The following is a 25,480-nucleotide window of genomic DNA, read 5'->3' on the forward strand; positions in this document are numbered from 1 at the left end:
TTTACGGGCCGTAAGTAACGAAGTTTGATGCAAATGTCAGATCGTATGCGCCTGTTAGGGCGCGGCTGGTAAGAGAGCCTTACAGGCGCATCTGAAAAACCTCCGGCTATGCCGGAGGATATTTATTATTTATTGAGGTGTGCATGGCAATCGCCCAACGACGTTTTGCCTCGCCATGTTTCAGTACGCGCATAAAAACAGGCAAATTTCTACGCTGATCCATAATTAGGATCAATAAAACAGCGACGGAAATGATTCCCTTCCTAACGCAAATTCCCTGATAATCGCCACTGGACTTTCTGCTTGCGCGGTAAGGCAGGATAAGTCGCATTACTGATGGCTTCGCTATCATTGATTAATTTCACTTGCGACTTTGGCTGCTTTTTGTATGGTGAAGGATGCGCCACAGGATACTGGCGCGCATACACAGCACATCTCTTTGCAGGAAAAAAACGCTATGAAAAATGTTGGTTTTATCGGCTGGCGCGGAATGGTCGGCTCTGTTCTCATGCAACGCATGGTAGAGGAGCGCGATTTCGACGCTATTCGCCCTGTTTTCTTTTCTACCTCCCAGTTTGGACAGGCGGCGCCCACCTTCGGCGACACCTCCACCGGCACGCTACAGGACGCTTTTGATCTGGATGCGCTAAAAGCGCTCGATATCATCGTGACCTGCCAGGGCGGCGATTATACCAACGAAATTTATCCAAAGCTGCGCGAAAGCGGATGGCAGGGTTACTGGATTGATGCGGCTTCTACGCTGCGCATGAAAGATGATGCCATTATTATTCTCGACCCGGTCAACCAGGACGTGATTACCGACGGCCTGAACAATGGCGTGAAGACCTTTGTGGGCGGTAACTGTACCGTTAGCCTGATGTTGATGTCGCTGGGCGGTCTCTTTGCCCATAATCTCGTTGACTGGGTATCCGTCGCGACCTATCAGGCCGCCTCCGGCGGCGGCGCGCGCCATATGCGCGAGCTGTTAACCCAGATGGGTCAGTTGTATGGCCATGTCGCCGATGAACTGGCGACGCCGTCTTCCGCAATTCTTGATATTGAACGCAAAGTTACGGCATTGACCCGCAGCGGCGAGCTGCCGGTTGATAACTTTGGCGTACCGCTGGCGGGAAGCCTGATCCCCTGGATCGACAAACAGCTTGATAACGGCCAAAGCCGTGAAGAGTGGAAAGGCCAGGCGGAAACCAACAAGATCCTCAATACTGCCTCTGTGATTCCGGTTGATGGTTTGTGCGTGCGCGTCGGCGCGCTGCGCTGTCACAGCCAGGCGTTCACCATTAAGCTGAAAAAAGAGGTATCCATTCCGACGGTGGAAGAACTGCTGGCGGCACATAATCCGTGGGCGAAAGTGGTGCCGAACGATCGTGATATCACTATGCGCGAATTAACCCCGGCGGCGGTGACCGGCACGTTGACTACGCCGGTTGGTCGTCTGCGTAAGCTGAACATGGGGCCAGAGTTCTTGTCGGCGTTTACCGTAGGCGACCAGTTGTTATGGGGCGCCGCCGAGCCGCTGCGTCGAATGCTGCGCCAGTTGGCGTAGTGGCTATTGCAGCGCTTATCGGGCCTGCGTGTGGTTCTGTAGGCCCGATAAGGCGCGTCAGCGCCGCCATTCAGCAATATCCGCCAGATAAGGCGTAGTCGGCAAGCAGACGTCAGATTGATATGTAGGGTGCATCGTCACCCTTTTTTTTGCGTAATACAGGAGTAAACGCAGATGTTTCATTTTTATCAGGAGTTAAGCAGAGCATTGGCTATTCTTTAAGGGTAGCTTAATCCCACGGGTATTAAGCCTAACCTGAAGGTAGGACGACGCAGATAGGATGCACAGTGTGCTGCGCCGTTCAGGTCAAAGAAGTGTCACTACCTGATGTTGAATTCAGTGAGATGGAGTGACGCCACAAAACAGGATGACAAACCATGTCCAGTCGTATCGATAGAGACGTGATTAATGCGCTAATTGCAGGACATTTTGCGGACCCTTTTTCCGTACTCGGAATGCACCAGACCCAAGCCGGACTAGAAGTCCGCGCCCTATTACCTGACGCCACCGACGTATGGGTGATTGAACCCAAAACCGGACGTAAAGTCGGCAAACTGGAATGTCTCGACGCTCGCGGTTTTTTCTGCGGCGTTTTACCCCGACGTAAAAATTTCTTTCGCTATCAGCTCGCCGTGACCTGGCACGGACAGCAGAACCTCATCGACGATCCTTACCGTTTTGGTCCATTAATGCAGGAAATGGATGCCTGGCTATTGTCGGAAGGCACCCACTTGCGTCCTTATGAAACGCTGGGCGCGCATGCCGATACGATGGATGGCGTCACCGGCACCCGTTTCTCCGTCTGGGCGCCTAATGCCCGTCGCGTTTCGGTTGTCGGGCAATTCAACTATTGGGATGGGCGTCGCCACCCGATGCGTCTGCGCAAAGAGAGCGGTATTTGGGAGCTGTTTATCCCCGGCGCGCATAATGGACAACTGTATAAATTCGAGCTGCTTGATGCGAACGGTAATCTGCGCATTAAAGCCGATCCCTATGCTTTTGAGGCGCAGATGCGTCCGGAAACGGCGTCGATGATTTGCGGACTGCCGGAGAAAGTGACGCCAAGCGAAGAACGACAAAAAGCCAATCAGTTTGATGCGCCGATCTCGATTTATGAGGTGCATTTAGGTTCATGGCGCCGCCATACGGATAACAATTTCTGGCTGAGCTATCGTGAGCTGGCGGATCAGCTTGTGCCTTACGCCAAATGGATGGGCTTTACGCACCTTGAACTCTTGCCGGTTAACGAACATCCGTTTGACGGCAGTTGGGGCTACCAGCCGACCGGCCTCTACGCGCCGACCCGCCGCTTTGGTACGCTGGACGACTTCCGCTATTTCATCAATGCGGCCCATGCGGCGGGCCTTAACGTCATTCTCGACTGGGTGCCGGGCCATTTCCCGTCCGATGAATTTAGCCTCGCGGAGTTTGACGGCACCCACCTCTATGAGCACAGCGACCCGCGCGAGGGCTATCACCAGGACTGGAATACGCTGATCTACAACTATGGTCGTCGTGAAGTCAGTAATTATCTGGTGGGTAACGCCCTGTACTGGATGGAGCGTTTTGGGATTGATGCGCTGCGTGTCGATGCGGTGGCCTCTATGATCTACCGCGACTACAGCCGCAAAGAGGGCGAGTGGATACCGAACGAGTTCGGCGGTCGTGAAAACCTGGAAGCCATTGAGTTTCTGCGTAATACCAACCGCATTATTGGCGAGCAGGTGCCCGGCGCGGTCAGCATGGCGGAAGAGTCGACAGACTTCTCTGGCGTGACGCGCCCACCGGAAACGGGCGGGCTGGGGTTCTGGTACAAGTGGAATCTGGGCTGGATGCACGACACGCTGGACTACATGAAGCTGGACCCGGTGTACCGCCAGTATCATCACGACAAGCTGACCTTTGGTATGTTGTACAACCATACCGAAAACTTTGTTCTGCCGCTGTCGCACGATGAGGTGGTTCACGGCAAGAAATCCATTCTCGATCGTATGCCGGGCGATGCGTGGCAAAAATTCGCCAACCTGCGCGCTTATTATGGCTGGATGTGGGCCTTCCCCGGCAAGAAACTGCTGTTTATGGGGAATGAGTTTGCCCAGGGACGCGAGTGGAACCATGACGCCAGCCTCGACTGGCACCTGCTGGAGGGGGGCGATAACTGGCACCACGGGGTTCAGCGTCTGGTGCGCGATCTCAACCACACCTATCGCCACCATAAAGCGTTGCATGAGCTGGATTTCGATGCTTACGGCTTTGAGTGGCTGGTGGTCGATGACAATGAACGCTCGGTACTGATTTTTGTACGCCGTGATAAAGCCGGTAACGAGATCATCGTCGCCAGCAACTTTACGCCCGTTCCTCGCCACGACTACCGCTTTGGCATCAACCAGCCGGGACGCTGGCGTGAAATTCTCAATACTGATTCGATGCATTATCACGGTAGCAACACCGGCAATGGCGGTGTGGTGCACAGCGATGAGATCGAAAGCCATGGCCGTCAGCACTCTCTTAACCTGACGTTACCGCCGTTGGCGACGATCTGGCTGATGCGGGAGGGGGAATGACGCAGCTTGCGATCGGCGAAGCAACGCCGCATGGCGCAACGTATGACGGTCATGGCGTGAATTTCACGCTCTTTTCCGCCCATGCGGAGCGCGTAGAGCTGTGCGTTTTTGATTCCCGAGGGAATGAGCGTCGCTATGACCTGCCAGGACGTCGCGGCGATGTCTGGCATGGTTATCTGGCAGGCGCCAGGCCAGGTTTGCGCTATGGCTATCGCGTACATGGCCCGTGGCAACCAGCGCAGGGGCATCGGTTTAATCCGGCGAAGTTACTGCTTGACCCTTATGCGCGCCGGGTCGAGGGCGAACTAAAAGATCATCCGCTGTTGCACGGCGGACACGATGAACCGGACTACCGCGATAACGCGGCGGTGGCGCCGAAAAGCGTGGTAATCAGCGACCATTATGACTGGGAAGATGACGCCGCGCCGCGCACGCCGTGGGGAAAAACGGTCATCTATGAAGCGCATGTCAAAGGGCTTACCTACCTGCATCCGGAACTCCCCCAGGAGATACGCGGTACCTATAAAGCGCTCGGTCATCCGGTCATGGTGGCGTACTTCAAACAGCTTGGCATTACGGCGCTGGAACTGTTGCCGGTGGCGCAGTTTGCCAGCGAGCCGCGCCTGCAACGTATGGGGCTGACCAATTATTGGGGTTATAACCCGATGGCGATGTTCGCGCTGCATCCCGCCTGGGCCAGTTCGCCCGAGACGGCGCTGGACGAGTTTCGCGATGCGGTGAAAGCGCTGCATCGCGCGGGGATTGAGGTCATTCTGGACATCGTATTAAACCATAGCGCCGAGCTGGATCTGGACGGTCCAACCTTCTCCCTGCGCGGAATTGATAACCGTAGCTATTATTGGATAAGGGACGATGGCGATTATCACAACTGGACGGGGTGCGGCAACACGCTCAATTTAAGCCATCCCGACGTGGTGGAATACGCGTGCGAGTGTTTGCGCTATTGGGTGGAAACCTGTCATGTCGATGGTTTTCGTTTTGATTTGGCGTCCGTCATGGGGCGCACGCCGACGTTTCGCCAGGATGCGCCGCTGTTCGCCGCGATTAAAGCGTGTCCTGTGTTATCAACGGTCAAGCTGATTGCTGAACCGTGGGATATTGGCGAGGGCGGCTATCAGGTCGGGAATTTTCCGCCACCGTTTGCCGAGTGGAACGATCATTTTCGCGATGCGGCCCGCCGATTCTGGTTGCCGCGTAACCTGACGACCGGGGAGTTTGCCTGTCGTTTCGCCGCTTCCAGCGATGTGTTTAAACGCAATGGCCGCGCGCCCGGCGCCTCTGTCAATCTGCTCACGGCGCATGACGGTTTTACGCTCCGGGACTGCGTCTGTTTCAATCAGAAACACAATGAGGCGAACGGTGAGGAAAATCGCGACGGCACCAACAGCAATTACAGCGACAATCATGGTAAAGAAGGATTAGGCGGTCCTCTTGATTTAATGGAGCGGCGGCGCGACAGCATTCATGCCCTGCTGGCGACGCTACTGCTCTCTCAGGGAACGCCGATGCTGCTGGCAGGCGATGAACACGGCCATAGCCAGCACGGCAACAATAACGCCTACTGTCAGGATAATGCCTTAACCTGGCTGGACTGGCAGCAGGCAAATCGTGGGTTAACCACGTTTACCGCCGCGCTGATTCGTTTGCGTCAGCAGATACCGGCTTTAACCGGCAATAGCTGGTGGGAAGAAGGCGATGGCAACGTGCGTTGGCTGAATAAAAACGCGCAACCCTTGAGTGCGGATGAGTGGCAAAACGGGCCTAAGCTGATGCAAATTCTGTTGTCGGACCGTTTTCTGATTGCGATAAATGCCACGCTTGAGGTGACAGATATAGTTTTGCCCGAAGGGGAATGGCGCGCCGTTCCCCCATTCGCTGGAGAGGATAATCCGGTGATAACGGCGGTCTGGCAGGGACCTGCGCATGGACTGTGTGTGTTCCAGAGAGGATAAAAAAGGAGTTAATCATGGTGAGTTTAGAGAAGAACGATCGTGTAATGTTGGCGCGCCAGCTGCCACTGAAATCTGTTGCCCTAATCCTGGCCGGCGGCCGCGGCACGCGTCTAAAAGATTTAACGAACAAACGCGCCAAACCAGCCGTCCACTTTGGTGGGAAGTTCCGCATCATCGATTTCGCCTTATCTAATTGTCTGAACTCCGGGATTCGCCGTATCGGCGTGATCACTCAGTATCAGTCCCATACGCTGGTGCAGCATATTCAGCGCGGCTGGTCACTGTTTAGCGAAGAGATGAACGAATTTGTCGATCTGCTGCCAGCTCAACAGCGTATGAAGGGCGAAAACTGGTATCGCGGCACGGCAGACGCGGTGACCCAGAACCTGGATATTATTCGTCGCTATAAAGCGGAATATGTCGTCATCCTGGCAGGCGATCATATCTATAAGCAGGACTACTCGCGTATGTTGATCGATCACGTTGAAAAGGGCGCGCGTTGCACGGTGGCCTGTATGCCGGTGCCGATCAAAGAAGCGACGGCGTTCGGCGTGATGGCGGTCGATGAAAGCGACAAGATTATTGATTTTGTCGAAAAACCGGCGAATCCCCCCGCAATGCCTGGTGACGCCAGCAAATCGCTGGCCAGTATGGGCATTTACGTTTTTGACGCCGATTACCTGTATGAATTGCTGGCGGCAGACGATAAAGATGACGCTTCCAGCCACGATTTCGGTAAAGACATTATCCCCAAAATCACCCGCGAAGGTATGGCTTACGCGCATCCTTTCCCGCTCTCCTGCGTGCAGTCCGATCCGCAAGCCGAACCGTACTGGCGCGATGTAGGTACGCTGGAAGCTTACTGGAAGGCGAACCTGGATTTAGCCTCGGTGACGCCGGAGCTGGATATGTATGACCAGAACTGGCCTATCCGTACGCATATGGAATCGCTACCGCCTGCGAAATTCGTGCAGGACCGCTCCGGTAGCCACGGTATGACGCTGAACTCGCTGGTCTCCGGCGGCTGCATTATCTCCGGTTCGGTGGTGGTGCAATCTGTGCTCTTCCCACGGGTGAGAATAAATTCTTTTTGTAATATTGATTCGGCAGTGTTGTTACCTGAGGTTTGGGTAGGACGCTCCTGCCGTTTACGTCGCTGTGTTATTGACCGTGCCTGTATTATCCCGGAAGGCATGGTGATTGGTGAAAATGCGGAAGAGGACGCTCGTCGTTTCTACCGTTCAGAAGAAGGTATTGTACTGGTCACGCGTGAAATGCTGCGCAAACTGCAGGTCAAACAGGAGCGATAATGCAGGTTTTACATGTATGTTCAGAGATGTTCCCCCTGCTGAAGACTGGGGGGCTGGCGGATGTGATAGGCGCGTTGCCTGCGGCACAAATTGCGGATGGTGTTGATGTTCGCGTTCTGCTTCCAGGGTTTCCCGATATCCGTCGGGGGATACCCGACGCGCATGTGGTGAGCCGCCGCGATACTTTCGCAGGTAAGATATCGCTGCTGTTTGGGCATTATAACGGCGTAGGCATTTATCTAATCGACGCGCCGCATCTGTACGAGCGTCCAGGCAGTCCCTATCACGATACGAATTTATATGCCTATACCGATAACGTGCTGCGCTTTGCCCTGTTAGGGTGGGTCGGCTGTGAAATGGCCTGCGGACTTGATCCATTCTGGCGCCCCGACGTGGTGCACGCCCATGACTGGCACGCTGGGCTGGCGCCCGCCTATCTGGCGGCGCGCGGGCGGCCGGCGAAATCGGTCTTTACCGTACACAACCTGGCCTATCAAGGCATGTTTTATGCAAAGCATATGGATGACATCGAACTGCCGTGGTCATTCTTTAATATGCATGGGCTGGAGTTCAACGGACAACTCTCCTTTTTGAAGGCCGGTTTGTACTATGCCGACCATATTACGGCGGTGAGCCCGACCTATGCGCGTGAAATTACCGAACCGCAGTTTGCTTATGGTATGGAAGGCCTGCTGCGCCAGCGTCATCTGGAAGGGCGCTTGTCCGGCATACTGAACGGCGTGGATGAGAAGATCTGGAACCCGGAATCCGATCTGCTGCTGGCGTCGCGCTACACGCGCGATACCCTGGAAGAGAAGGCGGAAAACAAACGTCAGCTACAAATTGCGATGGGGTTGAAGGTTAACGACAAAGTGCCGCTGTTTGCCGTGGTAAGCCGTCTGACCAACCAGAAAGGTCTGGATCTGGTGCTGGAGGCGTTACCGGGGCTGCTGGAGCAGGGCGGGCAGTTGGCGCTACTCGGCGCGGGCGATCCGGTGCTTCAGGAAGGGTTCCTCGCGGCGGCGGCGGAACACCCAGGGCAGGTTGGCGTACAGATCGGCTATCACGAAGCTTTCTCGCATCGCATTATGGGCGGCGCGGACGTTATTCTGGTGCCCAGTCGTTTCGAACCGTGCGGCTTAACGCAGTTATATGGCTTAAAGTATGGCACGCTGCCTCTGGTGCGGCGTACCGGGGGGTTGGCCGATACGGTCTCCGACAGTTCGCTGGAAAATCTGGCGGACGGTATCGCCAGCGGTTTTGTCTTCGAAGACAGTAATGCCTGGTCGTTGCTACGCGCGATTCGGCGTGCTTTTGTGTTGTGGTCACGGCCTTCGCTTTGGCGGTTTGTACAACGGCAGGCGATGGCGATGGATTTTAGCTGGCAAGTTGCCGCGAAATCATACCGCGAGCTGTACTATCGCTTGAAATAGTCATCCAGGAATCATTTATATGAATGCTCCGTTTACTTATGCATCGCCCACACTCAGCGTTGAGGCGCTTAAGCATTCTATTGCCTATAAGCTGATGTTTACGATTGGTAAAGACCCGGTCATTGCCAATAAACACGAATGGCTGAACGCCACGTTGTTCGCGGTGCGCGATCGTCTGGTGGAGCGCTGGCTGCGTTCTAATCGAGCCCAATTATCGCAGGAAACCCGGCAGGTTTATTACCTGTCGATGGAGTTTTTGATTGGTCGTACTCTCTCTAACGCGCTGCTCTCGCTGGGCATTTATGACGACGTTAAAGGCGCGCTGGAGGCCATGGGCTTAGATCTCGAAGAGCTGATCGATGAAGAGAATGACCCAGGGCTTGGCAACGGCGGCTTAGGACGGCTGGCGGCTTGCTTCCTGGACTCGCTGGCGACGCTAGGATTACCGGGTCGCGGGTATGGCATTCGCTACGACTACGGCATGTTTAAGCAGAATATTGTCGACGGGCGGCAAAAAGAATCTCCGGATTACTGGCTGGAATATGGCAACCCGTGGGAGTTCAAGCGCCACAATACGCGCTATAAGGTGCTTTTTGGCGGGCGCATTCAGCAGGAAGGTAAAAAAGCGCGCTGGATTGAGACGGAAGAGATTCTGGCCGTCGCGTATGATCAGATCATCCCCGGTTACGACACCGACGCCACTAACACACTGCGGCTGTGGAATGCGCAGGCCAGTAGTGAAATCAACCTCGGTAAATTCAACCAGGGCGACTACTTTGCGGCGGTGGAAGATAAAAACCACTCTGAGAACGTTTCACGGGTACTCTACCCGGACGATTCCACCTATTCCGGACGAGAGCTACGCCTGCGCCAGGAGTATTTTCTGGTCTCGGCGACGGTGCAGGATATCCTGCACCGTCATTATCAACTGCATAAAACCTATGAGAATCTGGCGGATAAAATCGCCATTCACCTCAATGATACGCATCCGGTGCTGTCAATTCCGGAGCTGATGCGCCTGCTGATTGATGAACATAAATTTAGCTGGGACGACGCGTTTGAGGTGTGCTGTCAGGTCTTCTCTTATACCAACCATACGTTGATGAGCGAGGCGCTGGAGACCTGGCCTGTCGATATGCTGGGGAAAATTCTGCCCCGTCACCTGCAGATTATCTTCGAGATTAACGACTATTTCCTGAAAACGTTGCAGGAGCAATATCCCAACGATACCAGCCTGCTTGGACGCGCGTCGATTATTGATGAGTCGAACGGCCGCCGGGTACGGATGGCCTGGCTGGCGGTGGTGGTCAGCCATAAAGTCAACGGCGTTTCTGAACTCCATTCCAACCTGATGGTGCAGTCGCTGTTCGCGGATTTTGCGAAGATTTTCCCGACCCGTTTTTGTAACGTCACTAACGGCGTTACGCCGCGCCGCTGGCTGGCGCTGGCAAACCCGCCGCTGTCTGACGTGCTGGATGAGAATATTGGTCGTACCTGGCGTACCGATCTTAGTCAGCTCAGCGAGCTGAAGCAGCATTGTGATTATCCGCTGGTCAATCATGCGGTGCGTCAGGCGAAGCTGGAAAATAAAAAACGGCTGGCGGTAGTGATAGCGCAACAACTGAATGTGGTGGTGAACCCTAAAGCGTTATTCGACGTGCAGATTAAGCGTATTCACGAATACAAGCGGCAGTTGATGAACGTACTGCATGTCATTACCCGCTATAACCGCATTAAAGAAAATCCGGAGGCCGACTGGGTGCCGCGGGTGAATATTTTTGCCGGTAAGGCGGCTTCCGCCTATTACATGGCAAAACACATTATTCATCTGATCAACGACGTAGCGAAAGTGATTAACAACGATCCGCAGATTGGCGACAAGCTGAAAGTAGTGTTTATCCCGAACTACAGCGTCAGCCTGGCGCAGGTAATCATTCCCGCTGCTGACCTGTCTGAGCAGATTTCGCTGGCAGGGACAGAAGCTTCCGGCACCAGTAATATGAAATTTGCCCTGAACGGCGCGCTCACCATTGGTACGCTGGATGGTGCGAACGTAGAGATGCAGGAGCATGTCGGCGAGGAGAATATCTTTATCTTCGGTAATACTGCAGAAGAGGTGGAAGCGTTGCGCAGGCAGGGTTATAAGCCTCGCGACTATTATGAAAAAGATGAAGAGCTACATCAGGTACTGACGCAGATTGGTAGCGGCGTCTTTAATCCGGAAGAGCCAGGCCGTTACCGCGATCTGGTAGATTCTCTGATTAACTTTGGCGATCACTATCAGGTGCTGGCGGACTACCGCAGCTACGTGGACTGCCAGGATAAGGTGGATGAGTTGTATCGTCGCCCGGAAGAGTGGACGACGAAAGCGATGCTCAACATTGCCAATATGGGCTACTTCTCATCGGACAGAACCATCAAAGAGTATGCCGAAAATATCTGGCATATTGATCCGGTGCGGTTGTAAATCCCGATGCCGACGGCGCCTCGCTTGCCCGGCCTACGTTTATGTATCCTTGTAGGCCGGATCAGGCGTTAGCCGCCATCCGGCATTTTTCTCAGGACGCCATTGAAAGTTGGTGTTTCTCAACATACGCCGCCAGCCACTGGGTGATGCGGGACTGCTGTTCGGCGGTCAGCCACATGCCTTCTTTGGTGCGACGCCAGATAGCGTCTTCAGTACGGCGCACCCATTCGTGATCCACCAGGTACTTGAGTTCCGCCTCGTAAAACTCATGACCGAAATCTTCGCCTAAATCAAGCAGCGACGTGGCTTCGCCGAGAATCCACTCCGTGTTGCTGCCGTAAGTGCGCGAATAGTGGCGCGCCAGCGATTCCATCAGGAACGGATAACGACGACGCAGCTTCGCCGCGTAATCTTCGCGGCTGCCGTCGATGTCGCCGCCGGGCAGTACGCACGTTTTGGTCCATGCCGGCCCGATGCCTGGATAATAAGACGCCAGTTTTTCCATCGCGTGTTCAGCCAGCTTACGGTAGGTCGTGAGCTTACCGCCAAACACGGAAAGCAGCGGCGCTTTGCCGTTTTCATCATGAATATCAAGGGTATAATCGCGAGTGATCGCCTGCGGCGAGTCGGACTCATCATCGCACAGCGGACGGACACCGGAGTACGTCCAGACGATGTCATCGCGCCCCAGTTGTTTCTGGAAGTGCGCGTTATAGACCTTCAACAGGTAATTAATTTCGCTCTCTTCAATTTTTACCGCTTTCGGATCGCCTTTATATTCGACATCGGTTGTGCCAATGATCGAAAACTCTTCCATCCACGGAATGACAAAGACGATACGCTTATCTTCGTTTTGCAGAATATACGCCTGTTTCTGATTATGGACGCGCGGCACGACGATATGGCTGCCTTTGATCAGGCGGATGCCATACGGCGACGGCAGGTGCATCCCTTCGTCGAAGAACTGTTTGACCCACGGGCCGGTGGCGTTAACCAGTCCGCGCGCCTGCCAGACATATTTTTTACCGGTGTCGATATCTTCCGCTTCGACAATCCACAGGCCATTTTCCCGACGAGCGGCGGTTGCGCGAGTACGGGTAAGGACTTCGCCGCCTTTACGCACCACCATCTGTGCGTTGGCCAGTACCAGACGCGCATCGTCTACCCAGCAGTCGGAGTATTCGAATCCGCGCACGATTTCAGGTTTGAGTACCGAATCTGCGCCAAACCGCACACCGGTGGAACCGGGTAAACTGGTACGTTTGCCGAGGTGATCGTACATAAACAGACCGATACGGATCATCCAGGCCGGACGTAAGTGCGGGCGGTGCGGCAGACGAAAACGCATCGGGAAGGCGATGTGCGGCGCCATTTTCAACAGCACTTCACGTTCGGCCAGCGCTTCGCTGACCAGACGGAACTCGTAGTGTTCAAGGTAGCGTAAGCCGCCGTGGATAAGTTTCGAACTGGCGGAAGAGGTTGCGCAGGCCAAATCCTGCGCTTCCAGCATGAGTACGGACAAACCGCGTCCGGCGGCATCAGCCGCGATGCCTGCACCGTTAATGCCCCCGCCTATCACGATCAGATCTTTGGTTTCCATGCTGCCCTCTTGCACTTTCGTTAAAGTTCAAAAATGTTCGTTATCGAACATAATAGCAAAGAAACGCGCTATTGGTAACATCGAAAAAACATTTTAGAGTGATATGTATAACATTATGGCGTTAAGCTACTCCGTCAACGTACACTGGGCGATAAAATGCCTTAATTGGCTTCACCGGCAATAATGAAAGAGCGATTCATGGAACAATTTGAATGTATCACTGTAGAAGAGGCGTATCAGAAACTGCACCAGGGCGCGGCGGTGCTGGTCGATATTCGCGATCCGCAAAGTTATGCCATGGGTCATGCGCCGCAGGCGTTTCACTTGACTAACGATACGCTGGGCGCGTTTATGCGTGAGCATGGTTTCGATACCGCCGTGATGGTAATGTGCTATCACGGCAACAGTAGTAAAGGCGCCGCGCAGTATCTGCTCCAGCAAGGCTATGATGCGGTTTACAGCATTGACGGCGGGTTTGAGGCCTGGCATCGCCGTTTCCCTGCCGATGTCGCGAATGGCGCGTAATCCCATAAAGATGCAGCCTCCGACGAGAAGGGTATATATACTGTCTTCTTTTGTATGGACTAAGCGACAGCAATAATGTTGATGATTACTTCCTTTGCGAATCCTCGCGTGGCGCAGGCATTTGTTGATTACATGGCCACCCAGGGCGTCATTCTTACTATTCAGCAACATAATCAAAGCGATATCTGGCTGGCGGATGAATCGCAGGCCGAACGTGTGCGGGTCGAGCTGGCGCGGTTTATAGAAAATCCCGGCGATCCGCGTTATCTGGCGGCTAGCTGGCAGTCCGGGCAGACTAACAGCGGGCTACGCTACCGCCGTTTTCCCTTTCTCGCCACGCTGCGTGAACGAGCCGGCCCTGTTACCTGGATCGTGATGCTCGCCTGCGTGGTGGTCTATATCGCGATGAGTCTCATCGGCGATCAGACGGTGATGGTGTGGCTGGCGTGGCCGTTCGATCCGGTTTTAAAATTTGAAGTCTGGCGCTACTTCACCCATATCTTTATGCACTTCTCACTGATGCATATTCTTTTTAACCTGCTGTGGTGGTGGTATCTCGGCGGGGCGGTAGAGAAGCGCCTGGGCAGCGGTAAATTAATCGTCATTACGGTGATAAGCGCGCTGCTAAGCGGCTATGTACAGCAGAAATTTAGCGGCCCGTGGTTTGGCGGGCTGTCCGGCGTCGTCTATGCGCTGATGGGGTACGTGTGGCTGCGCGGAGAGCGCGATCCGCAAAGCGGAATTTACCTCCAGCGCGGCTTAATTATTTTTGCATTATTGTGGATAGTTGCTAGTTGGTTTGACTGGTTTGGCATGTCTATGGCGAACGGCGCGCACATCGCCGGGCTTATCGTCGGTTTAGCGATGGCCTTTGTTGATACGCTGAATGCGCGAAAACGAACGTGAGGCGTATCCAGCCTGTGGTCGAGATATTTTTCCAGGCCGGGTAGGGCGATGCCGCTATCCGGCGCAAGGTTGGTTACTTTCAGAGATTATTCATGAAACAAACACAACGGCATGACGCGATCATTGAACTGGTGAAAAAACAGGGGTACGTCAGTACGGAAGAGCTGGTGGAGCATTTTTCTGTCAGCCCGCAAACCATTCGTCGGGATCTTAACGATCTGGCGGAACAGAATATGATTTTGCGCCACCACGGCGGCGCGGCGTTGCCCTCCAGCTCGGTGAACACGCCGTGGCACGATCGTAAGGCGACGCAAACGGAAGAAAAAGAGCGCATCGCTCGCAAAGTCGCGGCCCAGATCCCCAATGGTTCAACGCTGTTTATTGATATCGGCACGACGCCGGAAGCCGTAGCGCACGCCCTGTTAGGGCACAGTAATTTGCGGATCGTGACCAACAATTTGAACGTAGCGAACACGCTAATGGCGAAAGAGGATTTTCGTATTATCCTCGCCGGCGGCGAACTCCGTAGCCGCGACGGCGGCATTATTGGCGAAGCGACGCAGGACTTTATCGCCCAGTTCCGTCTCGATTTCGGCATTCTCGGTATTAGCGGTATTGATAGCGACGGCTCATTGCTGGAATTTGACTACCATGAGGTACGCACCAAGCGCGCGATTATCGAAAATTCGCGCCACGTGATGCTGGTGGTGGATCACTCTAAATTTGGCCGTAACGCGATGGTAAACATGGGCAGCATTAGTATGGTCGATGCGGTCTACACCGATACCCTACCACCGCCGGGCGTGATGCAGGTGATTGCCGACCACCATATTCAATTAGAGCTGTGCTAAAAAGACTGTCTTATCAGGCCTACACTCTGCGCGCGATAGTAGGCCTGATAAGCGAAGCGCCATCAGGCACACGTTAAACCCCATACCCCATCATCTTCAGCAACTGCTGCGCGTGCTGTACCGCGTCCTGACGGTGCGCGACGCCGAGTTTCTGGTAGAGGTTGCGGATATGCGTCTTAATGGTGGTCGCGGCCACCGCCAGTTCGCCGGCAATCTGTTCGTTGCTGTAACCGGAATAGATAAGTCCTAACACCTGCCATTCACGCTGGGTGAGCGGGCTGGTGCGAATAAGCTCCGGGACATCCGGATGGTTAAGCAGACGCTCGACGAAGCCTTCGTCAAAATGGGCGAATTTATGCCGGTGATGTTGGTTAATCTCTCGCAGGATGCGCTGCGCGCGATGCTGCTCCATCTCCGGCAGCGTATTGAGCTGGATAAGCTGACGCAATTGTTGCGCCATGGCTTCTCCTTCAATCACAAAATGGCTGATAAATCCGGTGCGGTTGGCGAGCTGTAAGGCATCAAGCAATACGCGCTGGGCGTCGTTTTTCCGCCCGGATTGCCAGTAAAGCTGATTGAGTAACAGCAGATTGCGGTTTAAATCGCTCATTAAGCGCAGGCTACGGGCATTCTCATTTAACTCTTCCAGCACGATTTCCGCAGGCTCGAATTCGCCCAGCAGGATCTGCGCGCGGGCGATATTGCGCCACTGGCCTTGCAGAAAATGGTTATTGGCAAACGCCGGTTTTGGCGTATGGCGTAACCAGTTGGCGGCGGATTTCTTGTCGCCGGTTAACTGCCAGTAAATGACACGCACCTTATCGGCGTTAGAGATCCAGTCGCAGTGATAACGACCATTGCCTAATAAGTTTTCCAGTCGGTTAAGCTGACTACGGGCATTATCCAGATCGCCGCGCGCCAGCGAGCACTGCACCAGTAACGTCAGGCACTGCAACTGTTGTTGCGGCTGGAAGGTGGACAGCACAGCGATACCGCTGCGCGCCGAGGCTTCCGCTTCGTCAAGGCGCGCCCACGCCCACAGCAATTGCGCGCGGATACGTACCAGAAACTCATGCATCGGCAGTTGTTCCAGATGTTGCTCTTTGATCAACTGGAAGGCTCTCTCCTGCGTTTCCCATGCGGCCTGCAGGAATCCCTGGGCGAACTGAATTTCGCTTTGTTGAATTAAGCTCCACAGCGCGTAATGCCAGACGTCATGATGGCGCGCCATTTGTTCGGTTTGCTGCATCAGCGATAAAGACTGGCTGAGATCGCCTTTACAGTGCAGCACTTCGCCGTGAACGGAGGTCGCGACAATGCGGCTATAAAACCAGGCGAGAGGAAGCTCATCCAGCGCCAGTTTCGCCAGCCGCTCTGCCTCTTCCGGATTGCCGTCGTTGATGGCGACCTGGGCGCGCAGCGCGTTAAATTCAGCATGCAGCGTGCCGTCCATGACCCCTTTGATCTCTTGCTCGGCGCGCGCCAGCAACGTATTCACTTCGCTGTAGCGGTGTTGGCTTTGCATCAGCCAGGCCTGTAACAACACCAGCCGCGGATTTTCCAGCAGGCTTTCCCACGGCAGCGCTTTTAATGACTCTTCCAGCAGCGCCAGTTCACTGTGATTAAACAACCCCCACGCATGGTTAAGCAGGATATCGCGCAGCATTTGCGCGTCACCTGCCGCCAGCGCATGATGAATAGCTTCGCTGGGAAAACCCTGTTCCATCCAGCTTTCCGCGGCCGCGCGGTGGATCTCCGGCAGTTCCGCCGCCAGTTCCCACTGGCAACGCTGGCGCAGAAAGCTACCAAACAACGGGTGATAGCTGAACCATTCGCCCGTGTCGTCCATGCGTTGCAGGAATAGCCCCTGGCGCTCAATCTCCTCCAGCCGCATCTGGCCGTTTTCTTCGCCGGTCACGCGCACGATCAACGCGTCATTCATTGAGCGTAAGATCGCGCTTTTAAGTAAAAAATGTCGGGTGCTGACATCCACGTTATCCAGTACTTCGTCCACCAGATAATCAGAAAGGTGGCTGGCATTAATCCCGGCAAGACGGCGGGCGGAGTGATGCGCAGAGGTATGGTTCTGGCGCGCGGAGAGGGCGATCAACTGTAGCGCAGTGGCCCAACCGGCCACATCGTCGCACATGCGGCTGCTCTCAGCGGCTTCAATGGGCGACGAAAGACGACGGTCAAAAAATTGCTTTGCTTCCTGATGGTTAAAAGCCAACTGCTGGCTACCGATTTCCAACAGCTGATCGCGCACGCGCAGGTTAGCGATGCCCAATTGCGGCAAATTACGCGATAACACCACCAGGGTGAAATTTTCCGGCTGATGCCGTAAGAAAAAGCGCATCGCGTCGTGAATCACCGGATTGGTAATCAAATGGTAGTCGTCAATCACCAGATAAAGCGGGCGATGCCACTGCGCCAGTTCAATAAAGAGCTGCGCGAAGAGGGACGTCAGGCTGGCGTACTGACGTTTTTGCGCCATCGCTTCGCTGGTAGAGCAGTGTCCGCCGGTGGCCTGTTGGATAGCGGCAATTAAGTAACTGGCGAATCGCTCTTGCTGGTTATCGCCTTCGTCGAGAGAGTACCAGCCCAATTCATTTTTGCCCGCCGCCCACTGTGAGACAAGCGTGGTTTTGCCATAGCCAGCAGGACTGGTTACCAGGGCGAGCCTGAAATTGTTCGCGCCGGAAAGTTTAGCCAACAGCCGCTCACGAACCACGGTATGGTCGAGACGAACCGGACGACTTAATTTAGACGGAATCAACATAGCAATCACTTCACTGTGGGAAATGGGGGGAACTGCGATTTTTTTGCGCTTCGTAATTAATACGATATAAGGTCGGCCAGAAAGCATTTTAATGCAAGCTAAGCAGACTTTTTATGTGTCTGAATTTGCACTCTGTCACAATTCTAAATAACGGTATTAAAAAAGTATTCGGCACGGTTGAAACGAGCGTCAGAGCTGGGCTGAGGTCATATTTTCGTTATTGTAAATAATGACCTGGACATGATGCGGATTTAACACAATGGCGATACCAGGCGTTTAATTAATTATGTTAAGTTAGTGAACCTCCCGCCGCTGAATATTTCAGGTAAGAAACTATTTTGGCGTTCATATAATCTTCGAAAATATCCCTCCGCGGTTTACTGTTATTTCTGTTTATTCATTTGATTATGCGTAACACTGGGTGTCGTTGACAGGAATCGGCGCGTTTATACAGGGGTAAGTGGCGGCGATCACACTTTTATGCTCATCCCCGCTCCTCCTCCCTCCCTAATCAGTGCCGGGAGGAGGAAGGTCAACATCGAGCCTGGCAAACTAGCGATAACGTTGTTTTATTACCCGAGGACGGATTTCCTATGTCACAGCCAACCTTCAATAAAGATCAATTCCAGGCCGCCCTGACGCGTCAGTGGCAGCGTTTCGGTTTACTGTCGGCGTCCGACATGACGCCTCGTCAGTGGTGGCAGGCCGTTAGCGGCGCGCTGGCGGAATTACTGAGCGCGCAACCGGTAGCGCAGCCGACGAAAGGCCAGCGTCATGTGAACTACATTTCGATGGAATTTTTGATTGGCCGCCTGACGGGAAATAACCTGTTAAATCTGGGGTGGTACCAGGACGTTAGCGATGTGCTGAAAGCGCACGATATTAATCTGACCGATCTGCTGGAAGAGGAAGTCGATCCGGCGCTCGGCAACGGTGGTCTGGGACGTCTGGCCGCCTGCTTCCTCGATTCGATGGCCACCGTCGGGCAGTCCGCTACGGGCTATGGTCTGAACTACCAGTATGGGCTGTTCCGTCAGTCATTTGTTGAAGGCAAGCAGATGGAAGCGCCGGATGACTGGCATCGCGGCAGCTATCCGTGGTTCCGCCACAACGAGGCGCTGGACGTCCAGGTTGGAATCGGCGGTAAAGTCACCAAAGAAGGGCGCTGGAAACCAGGTTTTGTGATTACAGGCCAGTCCTGGGATCTGCCGGTGTTAGGCTATCGTAACGGCGTCGCGCAACCGCTGCGTTTGTGGCAGGCGACCCACGCGCATCCGTTTGATCTGACCAAATTCAACGACGGCGCTTTCCTGCGGGCGGAACAGCAGGGTATCGATGCGGAAAAACTGACGAAGGTGCTTTATCCCAACGATAACCACACGGCGGGCAAAAAACTGCGCCTGATGCAGCAATACTTCCAGTGCGCCTGCTCGGTAGCGGATATTCTGCGCCGCCATCATCTGGCCGGACGCAAGCTGCATGAGCTGGCGGATTATGAGGTCATTCAGCTAAATGATACCCACCCGACTATTGCCATCCCTGAACTGCTGCGCGTATTGCTGGATGAACACCAGATGAGCTGGGATGACGCCTGGGCTATCACCAGCAAAACCTTCGCCTACACCAACCACACCCTGATGCCAGAAGCGCTGGAGTGCTGGGATGAGAGGTTAATCAAAGCGCTGTTGCCGCGTCATATGCAGATTATCAAGCAGATTAACGATCGCTTTAAGGCGCTGGTCTATAACACCTGGCCTGGCGATAAGCAGGTATGGGCAAAACTGGCGGTGGTGCATGACCGTCAGGTGCGCATGGCCAATATGTGCGTGGTCAGCGGCTTTGCGGTCAACGGTGTGGCGGCGCTGCACTCCGATCTGGTGGTGAAAGATCTGTTCCCGGAATATCACCAGCTTTGGCCGAACAAATTCCACAATGTCACCAACGGCATTACACCGCGTCGCTGGATTAAACAGTGCAATCCGCAGCTTGCGGCGTTGCTGGATAAAACGCTGAAAAAAGAGTGGGCTAACGATCTCGACCAGTTGATCAACCTCGAAAAATACGCTGACGACGCCACATTCCGTCAGCAATATCGCGACATCAAACGGGCGAACAAAGAACGGCTGGTGAAATTCATCCAGGCCCGTACCGGGATTGAGATTTCGAGCCATGCGATTTTTGATATTCAGATCAAACGCCTGCACGAGTACAAGCGTCAGCATCTGAATCTGTTGCATATTCTGGCGCTGTACAAAGAGATCCGCGAAAACCCGCAGGCTGACCGCGTACCGCGCGTATTCCTGTTTGGCGCGAAGGCGGCGCCGGGCTATTACCTGGCGAAGAACATCATTTTTGCTATCAATAAGGTTGCGGAAGCCATTAATAACGACCCGGCGGTGGGTGACAAGCTGAAGGTGGTTTTCCTGCCGGATTACTGCGTCTCGGCGGCGGAAATGCTCATTCCGGCGGCGGATATTTCCGAGCAAATTTCTACTGCCGGGAAAGAGGCGTCCGGCACCGGCAACATGAAACTGGCGCTGAACGGGGCGTTGACAGTGGGAACGCTGGACGGCGCTAACGTTGAAATCGCTGAAAAGGTGGGTGAAGAGAATATCTTTATCTTTGGCCATACTGTGGAAGAGGTCAAGGCGCTCAAAGCCAAAGGCTACGATCCGGTGAAATGGCGTAAAAAAGACAAAGTGCTGGATGCGGTGCTAAAAGAGCTGGAAAGCGGTCAATACAGCGATGGCGATAAACATGCCTTTGACCAGATGCTGCATAGCCTCGGCAAACAGGGGGGCGATCCGTACCTGGTCATGGCGGACTTCGCCGCTTATGTCGAGGCGCAAAAGCAGGTGGATGCGCTGTATCGCGACCAGGAAGCGTGGACGCGCGCCGCGATCCTCAATACCGCGCGCTGCGGTATGTTCAGTTCCGATCGCTCTATTCGCGATTATCAGGCCCGTATCTGGCAGGCAAAACGCTAAGGGAGCGCGATGGAAAATAAACGTCTCGATAGTGCCGCGCTGGCGGCGGGGATCAGCCCCAGTTACATCAATGCTCATGGCAAACCGCAGTCTATTGGCGCTGAAACCAAGAGACGTTTGCTGGCGGCGATGCACGGCACGACAACAGGACCACAGGCGGTCGTGCCGAATGTGAAGGTTTATACCGCGGGTAAAAAAATGGCGTTGCCGGTAGAGGGGCGCGGTGAGTTTGCCTGGCTGCTGACTACGGAAGAGGGCGAGCATTACAAAGGGCGCGTGACGGGCGGTAAAAAACTTAACCTGCCGGCTACGTTGCCGGAGGGCTACCACACCCTGACGTTGACCCAGGATGAACAGCGTACGCACTGCCGTATTATCGTTGCCCCGCCGCGATGCTATGAGCCGCAGGCGCTGCTGGAGGGGAAAAAACTGTGGGGGGCCTGCGTCCAGCTTTATACTCTGCGTTCAGAAAAAAACTGGGGTATTGGCGATTTCGGCGATTTGAAGTCGATGCTGGTCGACGTGGCGACACGCGGCGGCGCGTTTATCGGCCTGAACCCGATCCACGCGCTTTATCCGGTGAATCCGGAGAGCGCCAGTCCCTACAGCCCCTCGTCTCGTCGCTGGCTGAACGTGATATATATCGACGTCAACGCCGTCGAAGATTTCCGCCTGAGCGAAGAGGCGCAGGCATGGTGGCAAATGCCCGCCACACAGCAAAAGCTGCGACAGGCGCGCGATGCGCAATGGGTGGATTACGCTACCGTTACCGCGCTGAAAATCACGGCGCTGCGGATGGCGTGGACGCGGTTTGCCGCTCGCGACGATGCGCAAATGGCGGAGTTTCGTCACTTTATCGCCCGCGAAGGCGAAAGCCTTTACTGGCAGGCGGCATTCGACGCGCTGCATGCGTATCAGGTGAAAGAGGATGGGCAGCGCTGGGGCTGGCCAGCCTGGCCGGAGGCGTACCAGTCGGTAGAGTCTCCCGCTGTAAAACAATTCTGTGAAGCGCACCGCGAAGAGGTGGAGTTTTATCTCTGGCTTCAGTGGCTGGCCTGGCGCCAATTCGCCGCCTGCTGGGATACCTGCCAGAGTTTTAAACTACCGATTGGTCTGTACCGCGATCTGGCGGTTGGCGTAGCGGAAGGCGGCGCGGAAACCTGGTGCGACCGGGAGCTGTACTGCCTGAAAGCATCTGTCGGCGCGCCGCCGGATATCCTCGGCCCGCTCGGTCAGAACTGGGGGCTGCCGCCGATGGACCCGCATATCATTGTCGCCCGGGCGTATGAGCCCTTTATCGACCTGCTGCGCGCCAATATGCAAAACTGCGGCGCGTTGCGCATTGACCATGTCATGTCGTTGCTGCGCCTGTGGTGGATACCGTATGGCGAAACAGCGGATCAGGGGGCTTACGTCCATTATCCGGTAGATGATTTGCTTTCTATTCTGGCGCTGGAGAGCCAACGTCACCGCTGTATGGTGATAGGCGAAGATCTGGGGACGGTGCCAGTTGAGATTGTCGGCAAGCTGCGCGATAGCGGGGTCTATTCTTATAAAGTGCTGTGGTTTGAAAATGACCTTGAGAAAAACTTCCGCGCGCCAGGCGCATATCCGCAACAATCGATGGCTGTCGCCTCGACGCACGATCTCCCCACGCTGCGCGGCTATTGGGAATGCGGTGACCTGACGTTGGGTAAAGCTCTGGGGCTTTATCCGGATGAAGTGATTCTGCGCGGGCTGTATGAGGATCGCGAGCGGGCGAAACAGGGGCTATTGGACGCGCTGCATAAATATGGCTGTCTGCCAAAACGCGCCGGGCATAAGGCATTTTTAATGTCGATGACGCCAACGCTAAATCGCGGACTTCAGCGCTATATCGCCGACAGTAACAGCGGTCTGTTGGGGCTTCAGCCGGAGGACTGGCTGGATATGGCCGATCCGGTTAACGTACCGGGCACCAGCGATCAGTATAAAAACTGGCGGCGGAAATTGTCTGCATCTCTTGAGGCTATGTTTGCCGATGAGGGCGTAAACAAGCTGATTAAGGATTTGGATAAGCGCCGAAAAGCGGCCGCGAAGAAGAAGTAATAAAGCCGGGGATTTCCCCGGCTTTATGATGGTGAGAGCACGTAGGCCTGATAAGCGCAGCGCCATCAGGCAATTCTGGCGCACATTGCTGCCTTATCCGGCCTGCAAACCGCCTCGCTTAAACCACCATACCCAGTAGCAGACAGCCGATCAGGCCGCAGACGGAGATGATCGTTTCCAGCATCGACCAGGATTTAATGGTCTCGCCGATAGTCAAATTGAAATACTCTTTGAACAGCCAGAAGCCTGGGTCGTTGACGTGAGAGAAAATCACGCTCCCGGAACCGACTGCGATAACCATCAGTTCAGGACTAACGCCGGTCGTGGCGATCAGTGGCGCCGCAATGCCGCCTGCGGTAATCGCCGCGACAGTCGCAGAGCCCAGCGCGATACGCAGCACCGCCGCGATAGACCACGCCATCAACAGCGGAGAGACATTGGTTTCATGCATCATTGAAGCGATGTATTTATCCACGCCGCTATCGACCAGCACCTGCTTGAACGCGCCGCCGCCGCCGATGATCAGCAGCATCATGGCGATAATTTTGATGGAAGAGACCAGCGTATCGTTAATCTGATCCATTGAACGCCCGCGGTTCAGGCCAAAGGTGAACATTGCAATCAGTACGGCAATCAACGTAGCCATTACCGGGTCGCCCAGGAACTCGGCAACGGGCAGGAAAGCGTGGCCTTTTGGCAGAATCATCTCGGCAACCGCACGCATCGCCATCAGAATCACCGGAACCAGCGACGTCCAGACGCTGACGCCAAAGCCCGGCATCTCTTCTTCCGTAAAGGTTTTCGCGCTGTACAGGCCTTCCGGGATCGGCTTATCGATGCCTTTCAGAAAACGGGCGTAAACCGGTCCGGCAAGGATCACGGTCGGGATCGCCAGAATCGTACCAAACAGCAGCGTTTTACCCATATCGGCATGGAAAATCGTGGCGATCGCGGTTGGACCCGGGTGCGGCGGCAGGAAGCCGTGTGTGACGGAGAGCGCCGCGGCCATCGGCACGCCGACGTACAGTAACGGGATATTCGCCGCTGCGGCAATGGTGAATACCAGCGGCAGCATCAGAACGAAGCCCACTTCATAGAACAGAGCGAAGCCGACGGTAAAGCCGGTTAACACTACGGCCCACTGAATATGCTTTTTACCAAATTTCGCGATCAGGGTAGTGGCGATACGTTGAGCGCCGCCGCAGTCGGCAAGCATTTTGCCCAGCATGGCGCCGAACCCCATAATCAGGGCCAGACTGCCAAGCGTACCGCCGACACCGGCTTTGATGGAGCCGATGACTTTATCCAGCGGCATTCCCTGCATCAACCCGACAGCGAGCGCTACCAGGACAAGGGCGATAAATCCGTTCATTTTGAAGCGGATCATCAGAAGAAGTAACAAGATAACACCGATAGCAACGATGACTAATGGCATGATTTACCTGGCCTTTACTTTGTTATGGGTAATGTCATTGTTTCGACGACAAATTCCTGTTGTTCCCGACGGGAACAGAGTCGCAATAGCACCAATACTGATTACCGTTGAAACGAATGAGCGTAGTCAGATGTTATATGGATGTTAGGTGCCCATAAGAATGATACGGGTAACATATGGGTGTTGAAAATGACCCTGGCAGGCAAAATTTAAATTATGAGACACAGGTCATGTTATCGGCGAAAGAAGAAGAACCATTGTTCTGAGATGTGGCTGATGGCGCAGAATGGCGGCGTAGACGCCTTATTCGGCCTACGGTGGGGCAGACAAGGCCCGACAGGCGCAAGCGCCATCGGGCATGGATGCGGGGAAAATCTTAGTAGTATGAGTGCTCGCCGCGCTGGTGTTCGGTCAGATCGCGAACCCCTTTCAGTTCCGGGAATTCATTCAGCAACTGTTTCTCGATCCCTTCTTTCAGCGTGACATCAACCATCGAGCAACCGTTACAACCGCCGCCAAACTGCAGAATTGCATAGCCTTCATCGGTAATTTCCATCAGCGAGACGCGACCGCCGTGGCCCGCCAACTGCGGGTTAATCTGCGATTGCAGAGCATATTCCACGCGCTCCATCAGCGGCGCGTCATCGGCCACTTTGCGCATCTTCGCGTTTGGCGCTTTCAATGTGAGTTGAGAACCTAGCTGGTCGGTCACGAAATCAATTTCCGCGTCTTCCAGATAGGGCGCGCTCAGCTCGTCGACATAAGCGGTCAACAGGTCAAATTTCAGTGCAGTATCGGTGGCTTCTACGGCGTCGGGCGGACAATAAGAAACGCCGCACTCTGCGTTAGGAGCGCCGGGATTAATGACAAATACGCGGATTTGCGTCCCTTCTTCCTGATTTGCCAGCAGTTTGGCAAAGTGCGCTTGTGCAGCATCGGAAATACGGATCATAGTAATGGCCTAATAGTTGACTATTTTAGTTGGTTATAATACGCCC

15 protein-coding genes and 1 pseudogene are annotated in these 25,480 nt (G+C 54.6%); 11 read left to right on the top strand and 5 right to left on the bottom strand.

The window, feature by feature from the left end; genetic code table 11:
- Nucleotides 1-148 precede the first annotated feature (148 nt).
- Nucleotides 149-223 (bottom strand): annotated as a pseudogene (locus tag J4685_RS22805) (MarC family protein); the annotation flags it as partial.
- Between the two features lie 234 nt (nt 224-457).
- Here J4685_RS22805 and asd point away from each other — a divergent pair.
- The 6 genes from asd to glgP all read left to right on the top strand — a co-directional run bounded on the left by asd (nt 458) and on the right by glgP (nt 11,311).
- A complete protein-coding gene (gene asd / locus J4685_RS20405) occupies nt 458-1,564 on the top strand; it encodes an aspartate-semialdehyde dehydrogenase (protein ID WP_000799940.1) in 1,107 nt (368 codons plus the stop codon).
- A 377-nt stretch (nt 1,565-1,941) separates the two neighbouring features.
- Entirely contained in the window at nt 1,942-4,128 is a 2,187-nt protein-coding gene (gene glgB, locus J4685_RS20410; protein ID WP_000098559.1) for a 1,4-alpha-glucan branching enzyme, read from the top strand.
- Entirely contained in the window at nt 4,125-6,101 is a 1,977-nt protein-coding gene (gene glgX, locus J4685_RS20415; protein WP_000192488.1) for a glycogen debranching protein GlgX, read from the top strand. The genes glgB and glgX overlap by 4 nt, the downstream gene beginning before the upstream one ends.
- Nucleotides 6,102-6,115: 14 nt before the next feature.
- Nucleotides 6,116-7,411, top strand: a complete 1,296-nt coding sequence (gene glgC / locus J4685_RS20420) for a glucose-1-phosphate adenylyltransferase (RefSeq protein WP_000253995.1) — start codon at nt 6,116-6,118, stop codon at nt 7,409-7,411.
- Nucleotides 7,411-8,844 carry a glycogen synthase GlgA gene (gene glgA, locus J4685_RS20425; protein ID WP_001197669.1) on the top strand — a complete coding sequence of 478 codons (1,434 nt, stop codon included), beginning with the start codon at nt 7,411-7,413 and terminating at the stop codon, nt 8,842-8,844. Before glgC ends, glgA begins: the two co-directional genes overlap by 1 nt.
- Nucleotides 8,845-8,863: 19 nt before the next feature.
- Nucleotides 8,864-11,311, top strand: a complete 2,448-nt coding sequence (gene glgP / locus J4685_RS20430; RefSeq protein WP_000993424.1) for a glycogen phosphorylase — start codon at nt 8,864-8,866, stop codon at nt 11,309-11,311.
- A gap of 91 nt (nt 11,312-11,402) precedes the next feature.
- Here glgP and glpD read toward each other — a convergent pair whose 3' ends face one another.
- The gene (gene glpD, locus J4685_RS20435; RefSeq protein ID WP_000448175.1) at nt 11,403-12,911 is read right to left on the bottom strand and encodes a glycerol-3-phosphate dehydrogenase; all 1,509 of its coding nucleotides are present in this window, start codon (nt 12,909-12,911) and stop codon (nt 11,403-11,405) included.
- 198 nt (nt 12,912-13,109) lie between these two features.
- Between glpD and glpE the strand changes: the two genes are divergently transcribed.
- From glpE to J4685_RS20450, 3 genes are all read left to right on the top strand, one after another.
- A complete protein-coding gene (glpE, locus tag J4685_RS20440; protein WP_000434523.1) occupies nt 13,110-13,436 on the top strand; it encodes a thiosulfate sulfurtransferase GlpE in 327 nt (108 codons plus the stop codon).
- 75 nt (nt 13,437-13,511) lie between these two features.
- The gene (glpG, locus tag J4685_RS20445) at nt 13,512-14,342 is read left to right on the top strand and encodes a rhomboid family intramembrane serine protease GlpG (protein ID WP_000928706.1); all 831 of its coding nucleotides are present in this window, start codon (nt 13,512-13,514) and stop codon (nt 14,340-14,342) included.
- 92 nt (nt 14,343-14,434) lie between these two features.
- Complete coding sequence (locus J4685_RS20450) at nt 14,435-15,193, top strand: DeoR/GlpR family transcriptional regulator (RefSeq protein ID WP_000815084.1); 759 nt, start codon at nt 14,435-14,437, stop codon at nt 15,191-15,193.
- 73 nt (nt 15,194-15,266) lie between these two features.
- Here J4685_RS20450 and malT read toward each other — a convergent pair whose 3' ends face one another.
- Nucleotides 15,267-17,972: an HTH-type transcriptional regulator MalT gene (malT, locus tag J4685_RS20455; RefSeq protein WP_000907030.1), complete on the bottom strand. Its 2,706-nt coding sequence runs from the start codon at nt 17,970-17,972 to the stop codon at nt 15,267-15,269.
- Nucleotides 17,973-18,565: 593 nt separating this feature from the next.
- Between malT and malP the strand changes: the two genes are divergently transcribed.
- Nucleotides 18,566-20,959 (top strand): maltodextrin phosphorylase, encoded by a 2,394-nt coding sequence (malP, locus tag J4685_RS20460; protein WP_000082256.1) that lies wholly within the window; start codon nt 18,566-18,568, stop codon nt 20,957-20,959.
- A gap of 9 nt (nt 20,960-20,968) precedes the next feature.
- Complete coding sequence (gene malQ, locus J4685_RS20465; RefSeq protein ID WP_000428714.1) at nt 20,969-23,047, top strand: 4-alpha-glucanotransferase; 2,079 nt, start codon at nt 20,969-20,971, stop codon at nt 23,045-23,047.
- Nucleotides 23,048-23,165: 118 nt separating this feature from the next.
- Here malQ and gntT read toward each other — a convergent pair whose 3' ends face one another.
- Both gntT and nfuA read right to left on the bottom strand, forming a co-directional pair.
- Complete coding sequence (gene gntT / locus J4685_RS20470) at nt 23,166-24,482, bottom strand: gluconate transporter (protein ID WP_001131741.1); 1,317 nt, start codon at nt 24,480-24,482, stop codon at nt 23,166-23,168.
- Nucleotides 24,483-24,858: 376 nt separating this feature from the next.
- The gene (gene nfuA, locus J4685_RS20475; RefSeq protein WP_000619384.1) at nt 24,859-25,434 is read right to left on the bottom strand and encodes a Fe-S biogenesis protein NfuA; all 576 of its coding nucleotides are present in this window, start codon (nt 25,432-25,434) and stop codon (nt 24,859-24,861) included.
- Nucleotides 25,435-25,480: the final 46 nt, after the last annotated feature.

The sequence above is a fragment of the Salmonella sp. 32100201201700099SM genome, from assembly GCF_017572645.1.
GTDB classification, from domain to species: Bacteria; Pseudomonadota; Gammaproteobacteria; order Enterobacterales; family Enterobacteriaceae; genus Salmonella; species Salmonella enterica.

Coding starts and splice junctions, on each gene's coding strand:
- asd (WP_000799940.1), top strand. CDS start 458: ATGAAAAATGTTGGTTTTATCGGCTGGCGCGGAATGGTCGGCTCTGTT.
- glgB (WP_000098559.1), top strand. CDS start 1,942: ATGTCCAGTCGTATCGATAGAGACGTGATTAATGCGCTAATTGCAGGA.
- glgX (WP_000192488.1), top strand. CDS start 4,125: ATGACGCAGCTTGCGATCGGCGAAGCAACGCCGCATGGCGCAACGTAT.
- glgC (WP_000253995.1), top strand. CDS start 6,116: ATGGTGAGTTTAGAGAAGAACGATCGTGTAATGTTGGCGCGCCAGCTG.
- glgA (WP_001197669.1), top strand. CDS start 7,411: ATGCAGGTTTTACATGTATGTTCAGAGATGTTCCCCCTGCTGAAGACT.
- glgP (WP_000993424.1), top strand. CDS start 8,864: ATGAATGCTCCGTTTACTTATGCATCGCCCACACTCAGCGTTGAGGCG.
- glpD (WP_000448175.1), bottom strand. CDS start 12,911: ATGGAAACCAAAGATCTGATCGTGATAGGCGGGGGCATTAACGGTGCA.
- glpE (WP_000434523.1), top strand. CDS start 13,110: ATGGAACAATTTGAATGTATCACTGTAGAAGAGGCGTATCAGAAACTG.
- glpG (WP_000928706.1), top strand. CDS start 13,512: ATGTTGATGATTACTTCCTTTGCGAATCCTCGCGTGGCGCAGGCATTT.
- J4685_RS20450 (WP_000815084.1), top strand. CDS start 14,435: ATGAAACAAACACAACGGCATGACGCGATCATTGAACTGGTGAAAAAA.
- malT (WP_000907030.1), bottom strand. CDS start 17,972: ATGTTGATTCCGTCTAAATTAAGTCGTCCGGTTCGTCTCGACCATACC.
- malP (WP_000082256.1), top strand. CDS start 18,566: ATGTCACAGCCAACCTTCAATAAAGATCAATTCCAGGCCGCCCTGACG.
- malQ (WP_000428714.1), top strand. CDS start 20,969: ATGGAAAATAAACGTCTCGATAGTGCCGCGCTGGCGGCGGGGATCAGC.
- gntT (WP_001131741.1), bottom strand. CDS start 24,482: ATGCCATTAGTCATCGTTGCTATCGGTGTTATCTTGTTACTTCTTCTG.
- nfuA (WP_000619384.1), bottom strand. CDS start 25,434: ATGATCCGTATTTCCGATGCTGCACAAGCGCACTTTGCCAAACTGCTG.